The sequence below is a fragment of the Lapidilactobacillus luobeiensis genome (assembly GCF_024345205.1).
Classification (GTDB): domain Bacteria; phylum Bacillota; class Bacilli; order Lactobacillales; family Lactobacillaceae; genus Lapidilactobacillus; species Lapidilactobacillus luobeiensis.
The window spans coordinates 36,826-43,955 of the sequence record NZ_BROC01000025.1; the positions used below are offsets into that span (position 1 = coordinate 36,826).

Consider the following 7,130-nt stretch of genomic DNA (forward strand, 5'->3'; position numbering starts at 1 on the left):
ATTCAAAAATTGGAGCGTGACAAAGATGGCGACAGCCGACTTGAAAAGTGTCGACAAAATCATTGTTTTAGATTATGGCAGTCAGTATAACCAGTTGATTACACGGCGGATCCGCGAATTCGGCGTTTATTCGGAATTACTGCCGAATACGATCACAGCCGCGGAAGTGAAAGCAATCGCGCCTAAGGGGATCATTTTCTCCGGCGGACCGATGAGCGTTTACGATGAAAATGCCTTCAGCGTTGATCCTGAAATTCTCGAATTGGGCATTCCAATTTTGGGGATTTGCTACGGCATGCAGCTTTTGGCGTACAAGCTGGGCGGCAAGGTCGAATCTGCAGATAATCGCGAATATGGTAAGGCGCAGATCGAAGTGACTGATCCGGAAAATGCGCTTTTCAAAGGCTTGCCTACGGAACAGACGGTTTGGATGAGTCATGGCGACTTGGTCAAGGCCGTTCCCGCCGGTTGCCACGTGGTTGCCACCAGCAAAAATGCGCCGATCTCAGCGTTTGCTGATGACCAGCGCAAAATTTACGGCATCCAATTCCATGCCGAAGTCCGCAACACCGAATATGGCAACGACATCTTGCGCCACTTCACTTTTGACGTGGTCGGCGCGACGGCGAATTGGTCGATGACTGACTTTATCGACCAACAAATTGCCCAGATTCGCGCCACCGTTGGTAACAAAAAAGTTCTGCTGGGCCTCTCCGGCGGCGTTGATTCCAGCGTGGTCGGCGTGCTGTTGCACAAGGCGATCGGCGATCAGTTGACGAGTATTTTCGTGGATCACGGCTTGTTGCGTAAAGGCGAGGCTGACCAAGTCATGGTCAGCTTGGAAGGCAAGTTCGGCTTGAACATCATCAAAGTCGATGCCCGCGAACGCTTCCTCAGCAAGCTGCAGGGCGTTAGTGATCCGGAACAGAAGCGGAAAATCATCGGCAAAGAGTTCATCAAAGTTTTTGACGACGAAGCGACCAAACTCAACGGCATCGATTTCCTTGCCCAGGGCACCTTGTACACTGATGTGATCGAAAGTGGTACCAGCACCGCCCAAACCATCAAATCCCATCATAACGTCGGCGGCTTGCCAGAAGACATGCAATTCCAGCTGATCGAACCATTGCGTACTTTGTTCAAAGACGAAGTACGCGACCTGGGCGAAAAGCTGGGCATGCCCAGCGACCTAGTTTGGCGCCAACCATTCCCTGGACCTGGCTTGGGCATCCGCGTCATCGGCGAAGTGACCGAGGATAAACTGGCCATCGTCCGCGATAGCGACTTGATTCTCCGCGAAGAAATCAAAAACGCCGGCCTGGAACGCGAAGTCTGGCAATATTTCACCGTCCTCCCCGGCATCCGCAGCGTCGGCGTCATGGGCGACGGCCGCACCTACGACTACACCATCGGCATCCGCGCCGTCACCTCGATCGATGGCATGACCGCCGACTTCGCCAAGATCCCCTGGGACGTGCTCCAAAAAATCTCCGTCCGCATCGTCAACGAAGTCGCCCACGTCAACCGCGTCGTGTACGATATCACCAGCAAGCCACCAGCTACGATCGAGTGGGAGTGAAAAGATACAATTTCAAACAATAAAGAACCTGGCAAAACGTTGATAAATTACGTTTTGCCAGGTTTTTGTTTGTCTTGGTTTGCGCTTATTTACGCTCTTTGGCGATAAAAATACGGTACAAACGGCGGTACAGAATAAAAAAGTCATTTTGTACCGCCGATTATCCGCAATCGCTTGCCCATATTGGCATACAGCGATAAGGACTCGTCTGATGTTTGGCGAGTGTAGTCGGCAGTCATCTGCAAGTTTTTATGTCCTAGCCAGTGCATGACCTCGATATCTGGTGCTTTTGATGCCATAGCTTGTGTGGCAAAATAGCGATGAAGCGCGGATTGGAATTTCTTACAGAAGAAGTAAATACAATTTCCTCAAGTAACCAGTCTTCAAGTGGGGTTTCTTTGAGACGTTTCAAATTGCGGTGGTAAATGTTAATACGCTCATTTCTTAGCACTTGTTGCATGTAACGAATAAACATACGGCTTACTTCTTGCTCATTGCTCATAATTTGACCTCCATTTTTTTGACTTCGGTAGTACAGACCGATTGGGAAGTGAGAAATGAAACCATTTGCAAAAAAATTGCAAAAAAAAGCACCAGGGCATATTGGTGACGGCCCTGGTGGCTTTACTTGGTATGTCGATTATTGTCATAGAACATTAGGAGTTTCTTAAACCGTAGAGGATGATTTAGTATACAGGACGCGGCTCACCTTGAGTTGAAGGGTCAGCAATCCCAATACTCTCGTTTGCGACAAATGATGGATTGCGAACGATTTTGAGCACCACGTCAGCAATGCTTTGGCGGGAACCGGATACGCCAAGGTAAGGCTCATTTTGATGAGTGATTGTATACTTGATTTCATTACGATCGTTTAGCCACGGTATACGTAAAGTTGTGTAGGTTATACCAGATTCTGAAAGCATGCGATCAGAATTTCTTGCTGATTTTAGCCCCGCTTTGACGAATTCGTGATTCCACCGGCCAAACTCACCAGGGACTTCATTGTAGATTCCCAAGATGTTCGATGAAATAATGCGACTCACGTTGTGTTGCTTCATTGCTTCAAGAACGTTTCGAGTTTTGGCATTATCAACATCGTGATCGACGTCAGCAATAAAGACCATATCCTGCCCTGACATTGCGTTCGTCACGTCTTCAGCGGATTCAAGATCCAGATCGATAATCCGTACCCGCGGATTATCATTCAATGCTGCAAGGCGCTGGCTATTGCGTAGTCCTAGCGTCAAATCTATATCTTTAAATTCTGGCTCTGATAGAATGCGATGTTCCACAATGCGAGCAATTTGTCCGTAAGCACCTAAGATAAGTAGTTTCATAAAATGCCTCCTGTTAAATATCCTTGCGCCAAATAAAGTTTGAGTTGCGTTGCTGGATTTGCCATTTACCATCCAGCTTCACGTAAGTATCAGCGTAGCGGACACCTTCTTGACTAGTCACACCGTCTTTAACCAACACGACCAAGTTATAAGCAATGCCAGTGGCGTGGGTTTCGTCCTGAAATTCAACGGTTTGTTGACCACTCATGTGAAAGATTGATTCGTAGGCATCCATTGAGCCTGAGAAGGCCTTGTAGATTGCTTCTCGCCCCTTAAGACTGAACGTTACCTCACCGCTAGAGATAATGTTGATGACACCGTCAGGGGCAAACAGTGCAACTTGCTTGTCATTTTCTTTGGTGTCTGCGTAATTGGAAAAGAGATCCACTAATTCCTTGAGTTCTAAACGATCACTGATTTCTTGAGTTATCATATTCATTCTCCTAATCTTCTGGATGCCAGGCCATAAACTGCGCGGCTTGTTGTTCCAAGGGTACGTTGAAGTAACGTTTATTGCAATCAAGCGCGGCAATTTTTGCCATTTCTAAGTCGGTTAATTCGAAATCAAACAAGGCAATGTTATCAGACATATGTGCCGGATTAGTTGTCTTAGGGAAGACGATATGACCGACTTGTGTATGCCAGCGCAAGATAATTTGTGCATTCGACTTGTGATACTTCTTAGCCAATTCTGAAAACAATGTTTCGTTCAATAACTGCGGATCACCATGCCCTAATGGGTACCATGATTCAAGTTTTGTTCCATAAGGGGCTAGAATTTCCTTCAAGTCGTTCTGTTGAAAATACGGGTGCAGTTCTACTTGCATGATTGCTGGTTTGATCGTCGCTTGCCGGAGTACTTCGTCCAGCCGAGCGCCATCGAAATTACTCAACCCGATGGCGCGCACTTTACCTGACCGGACGGCCGCTTCCATCGCTTGCCAGGCACCCATGTAATCACCGACTTGTTGATGGAGCAATAACAAGTCGAGGTATGGTGTGTTAAGCCGATCCAACATCTTGTCAATCGCGATCTGCGTTAAATCCTTGCCATACTCATGTGGCCACAACTTGCTGGTGATCCAGATGTCCTTGCGCTCGATGCCACTTGTGGCGACAGCTTGTCCAACCCCGCGCTCATTTTGATAAGCGTGGGCGGTGTCAATGTGTCGATAGCCCATCTTCAAGGCTGCCAATACTGCTTGTCGCGTGTTGTTGTCACCTGAAATTTGATAGACGCCTAGTCCGACTTGTGGAATCAGTGTACCGTTGTTGAGTTCAATATTTGGAATTGTCATGTTAATCCTTCTTTCTTTTGTTAGCGTGCCGCGAGATCTGGCTCGCGACGGCGAATGTTGATCAGAAATGCAATGATGATCAATACCAAACCGATGATCATAATCGTATGAATGCCATTGAATAGAATCGTTCGCAACTGTGGTAGTAATGCTGGATCGAGACCTTTAGCAGTCGCCGAATCTGACAGATGATTGATCATGTTGGTTGTGATCCCATGTCCGGCAGTTGCCACTTGACGGGTTGTACTTAAACTGAGGACAGCGCCGAAAATTGAGGCGAGGAAGGTTTCCCCAAGCGTTCGAAATAAAAGGCCAAACGTGGTCGAAACACTCACGAGTTCTTTTTCGACCCCGTCTTGAATGGACACCTGCATTGGTGTGAATGACAAGCCCATACCAAATCCTTCAAAAGCACCACTGATCAGCAACCACCAATACGGGGCATTCTTGGTTGCAATTACCATGGCAAGTGCAGAGATTAGCAAACTGGTTGTCCCCACCAGAACAATGGTTTTGTATCCAAGCTTCGTCATGAGATGCGCGGTTAAGCGGGTGCCGATCAAAAGCATCAGGGAACCAGCAATCTGGGTCAATCCGCCAAACGTTGCGTTTGTCCCCAGAATTCCTTGCGCCCACATTGGAGCATAGACGCTATAACCGATAAAGAATCCATTGATTAAAAACATGATCAGGTTTTGCGCTTGAACCGGCCAAGCCGTGATTAACTGGTGTGGAATCAAAGGATTGGTTGCACGGCCTTCAACGTGCCAAAACGCGGCTAATAAAATGACTCCTGCAAGTAAAAGCAATACCGCGCGTAAGCCACTGACGGCGATTGCGTCGCCTGCAAACAGCAACATAATCAACGCGAGTGCGAGGACCGCTGCGCCTGCATAATCGAAGGATTGTCGTTTTCCTTGACGCTTAGTATCTTGATAAGCCCATTGTAGTAACAACATTGAGATGATTCCGATTGGCAAGTTGATAAAGAAAATCCAGTGCCAAGTAAATTGATCAACTAGCCACCCACCGATAATTGGACCACTCACCGTGGAAAGGGTGTAAGACGCAGTGACCCAACCTAAAGCCCGTGCGCGCTGCGCAGCATTGGGATAAATATCTGCGTAGATAATGAATGGAATTGAAACCATGCCGCCAGTTCCAATGCCCATTACCGCTCGAGCGACAATTAGCATAACCATACTATTGGATAATCCAGCGATGACCGAGCTGCCGATAAATAAGAATGTGGAAATCTGAAAGGCACGTTTGTTACCGATGGTTTCACCAATTCGACCCCATAATACGGTTGTGATTGCCGTGCCTAATAAGAATACGGAACTGACCCAACCGACGAGCCGGATGCCGTTTAAGTCGCTAATAATCACTGGTAGTGCAGTGTTAACAATGGTGGCGTCTAGGCCACCCATAAAATTGGCAATTAGTAAGGCAATCGTTGCCATTGCGAGTTTTCTTTTCATAAAGCCTCCTCTAAAAAAATTGTGCTTGCGAGCGGGTGATTTGCCATGCGTTATTGCGTTGAGCAAGTCTAGTCGTTGTCTCAATGTGCCAGCAATTCTCAAAGCCATAAATGCGGGCGGTTAAGTCTGACCGGCTGACAATGACAACATCTGTGCCGTCTTCAGTTACTGTTAAAGTCAATTCGTTACTGTCGAGATAGCGCATGCGACCAATTCGCATCTGATCTAACCAGACCTCCCGAGATTCTACTTTGCCATTGAGATGGACGAAAATTGCGTCTGGCGCAATTACTTGTTTCAGCAATGTCACATCGTGCCGTAGCATGCCTGATGTCATTTCGTGAAAAACGGCAATCGTTTCCTGTCTGGTTTGCTTATCCATAATGACTTCACCGCCTTTCAATATTGCTAGTATACCAGCGTCGATGAACTCATTCGATGGGCAATGTTTTCAAATTCGGGTCTTATGCCACACTTTTTAAAAAAGCGGCGCAAAAAAAAGACAACCAGTTTCCTGATTGTCTGATTGTAACTATTGATCAAATGCTGAAAGTAACTTTTCGACACCACCTTGTATCAATGCAGTTGCAAGTGTGATGACGTCTTCTAATGGTGCAGAACGGTTATTGTCGATCCACTGGTGATACACACGTAGGCCAGTGTCTTGGACAAAGCTTAACAACATTTGCTTTTGCCAATCCGCAAGCTTTTGGAATTCCGGTGAGGCTCCCCAAGTCTTACTCATGACCTGATCCACCATCTGCTGTCTGATTCCAGAATAAGCACCACTGATCGTGATTCGGTCATAGGCTGGGCCTTGGACCGCAGAGTATTCGAAGAAGCTGCGAACGCTTTTGGCGATGTCTCGTGGGTATTGAAAGTGAGCCGTGATTTGTAAGTAGCCTTGTGAGTAACGAGACTGCATTTCAGATAAGAGATCGTCCATAGTCGGATAATACCGATAAAAGGTCTTCTTATTGATTTGGGCCAACTTGGCGAGAGCCGTAACGGTAATTTTTTCGTAATCGTTCGCTAGTATCAATGTTTCAAATGCGTCATAGATCGAGTTGATGGTCTTCTGAACGCGTAAATCTTCATATCCAGTTAATTTCATCATTGAATCTCCATAAACTGTTTCATCTACGCTAGGATGCCATTTAGAATCCAAAGCAATGCTGTACCAGGCGTCATAATTAACATTGCCGGTAGGTAAATCCAAGTGAGACCAAGCGCAATTAATTTGATGATAAGAGTAGTTACCCGTCCTTTTGTCAGCATATTCACCGTTTCTTTGATAAACAAGTCATTAGAGTAATTTTACGCGAAAAACTGTTAATTTACCAGAGCATGCTTTGCATTGATGGCGTCAAGTTAACGTGGGTTTTAGTAATAAAGATATTTGCTAGAATTATCTGAATACTGATGGCACCAGTAC

The 7,130-nt window shown here is 46.5% G+C and carries 7 protein-coding genes and 1 pseudogene; 1 reads left to right on the forward strand and 7 read right to left on the reverse strand.

Features of this window, described 5'->3' with window-relative positions:
• Nucleotides 1-25: 25 nt before the first annotated feature.
• On the forward strand, nucleotides 26-1,579 hold the full coding sequence (guaA, locus tag OCU21_RS08665) for a glutamine-hydrolyzing GMP synthase (protein ID WP_261807019.1): 1,554 nt from the start codon (nucleotides 26-28) through the stop codon (nucleotides 1,577-1,579).
• A gap of 361 nt (nucleotides 1,580-1,940) precedes the next feature.
• On the opposite strand, the pseudogene OCU21_RS08670 reads toward guaA, so the two are convergent.
• From OCU21_RS08670 to OCU21_RS08700, 7 genes and pseudogenes are all read right to left on the reverse strand, one after another.
• Nucleotides 1,941-2,081: pseudogene (locus OCU21_RS08670) on the reverse strand (sigma-70 family RNA polymerase sigma factor); the annotation flags it as partial.
• A 184-nt stretch (nucleotides 2,082-2,265) separates the two neighbouring features.
• Entirely contained in the window at nucleotides 2,266-2,916 is a 651-nt protein-coding gene (locus OCU21_RS08675; protein WP_261807020.1) for an NAD(P)H-binding protein, read from the reverse strand.
• A gap of 13 nt (nucleotides 2,917-2,929) precedes the next feature.
• Nucleotides 2,930-3,349 (reverse strand): nuclear transport factor 2 family protein, encoded by a 420-nt coding sequence (locus tag OCU21_RS08680; protein WP_261807021.1) that lies wholly within the window; start codon nucleotides 3,347-3,349, stop codon nucleotides 2,930-2,932.
• Nucleotides 3,350-3,359: 10 nt separating this feature from the next.
• Nucleotides 3,360-4,214: an aldo/keto reductase gene (locus OCU21_RS08685; protein WP_261807022.1), complete on the reverse strand. Its 855-nt coding sequence runs from the start codon at nucleotides 4,212-4,214 to the stop codon at nucleotides 3,360-3,362.
• Nucleotides 4,215-4,234: 20 nt separating this feature from the next.
• On the reverse strand, nucleotides 4,235-5,695 hold the full coding sequence (locus tag OCU21_RS08690; protein ID WP_261807023.1) for an MFS transporter: 1,461 nt from the start codon (nucleotides 5,693-5,695) through the stop codon (nucleotides 4,235-4,237).
• A gap of 10 nt (nucleotides 5,696-5,705) precedes the next feature.
• On the reverse strand, nucleotides 5,706-6,077 hold the full coding sequence (locus OCU21_RS08695; RefSeq protein ID WP_261807024.1) for a nuclear transport factor 2 family protein: 372 nt from the start codon (nucleotides 6,075-6,077) through the stop codon (nucleotides 5,706-5,708).
• 150 nt (nucleotides 6,078-6,227) lie between these two features.
• A complete protein-coding gene (locus OCU21_RS08700) occupies nucleotides 6,228-6,809 on the reverse strand; it encodes a TetR/AcrR family transcriptional regulator (RefSeq protein WP_261807025.1) in 582 nt (193 codons plus the stop codon).
• Nucleotides 6,810-7,130 lie beyond the last annotated feature (321 nt).

Bases quoted from the DNA above. Each gene is read 5' to 3' on its own strand.
- OCU21_RS08690 (WP_261807023.1), bottom strand. From the start codon at position 5,695: ATGAAAAGAAAACTCGCAATGGCAACGATTGCCTTACTAATTGCCAAT.
- OCU21_RS08675 (WP_261807020.1), bottom strand. From the start codon at position 2,916: ATGAAACTACTTATCTTAGGTGCTTACGGACAAATTGCTCGCATTGTG.
- OCU21_RS08680 (WP_261807021.1), bottom strand. From the start codon at position 3,349: ATGATAACTCAAGAAATCAGTGATCGTTTAGAACTCAAGGAATTAGTG.
- OCU21_RS08695 (WP_261807024.1), bottom strand. From the start codon at position 6,077: ATGGATAAGCAAACCAGACAGGAAACGATTGCCGTTTTTCACGAAATG.
- OCU21_RS08685 (WP_261807022.1), bottom strand. From the start codon at position 4,214: ATGACAATTCCAAATATTGAACTCAACAACGGTACACTGATTCCACAA.
- guaA (WP_261807019.1), top strand. From the start codon at position 26: ATGGCGACAGCCGACTTGAAAAGTGTCGACAAAATCATTGTTTTAGAT.
- OCU21_RS08700 (WP_261807025.1), bottom strand. From the start codon at position 6,809: ATGAAATTAACTGGATATGAAGATTTACGCGTTCAGAAGACCATCAAC.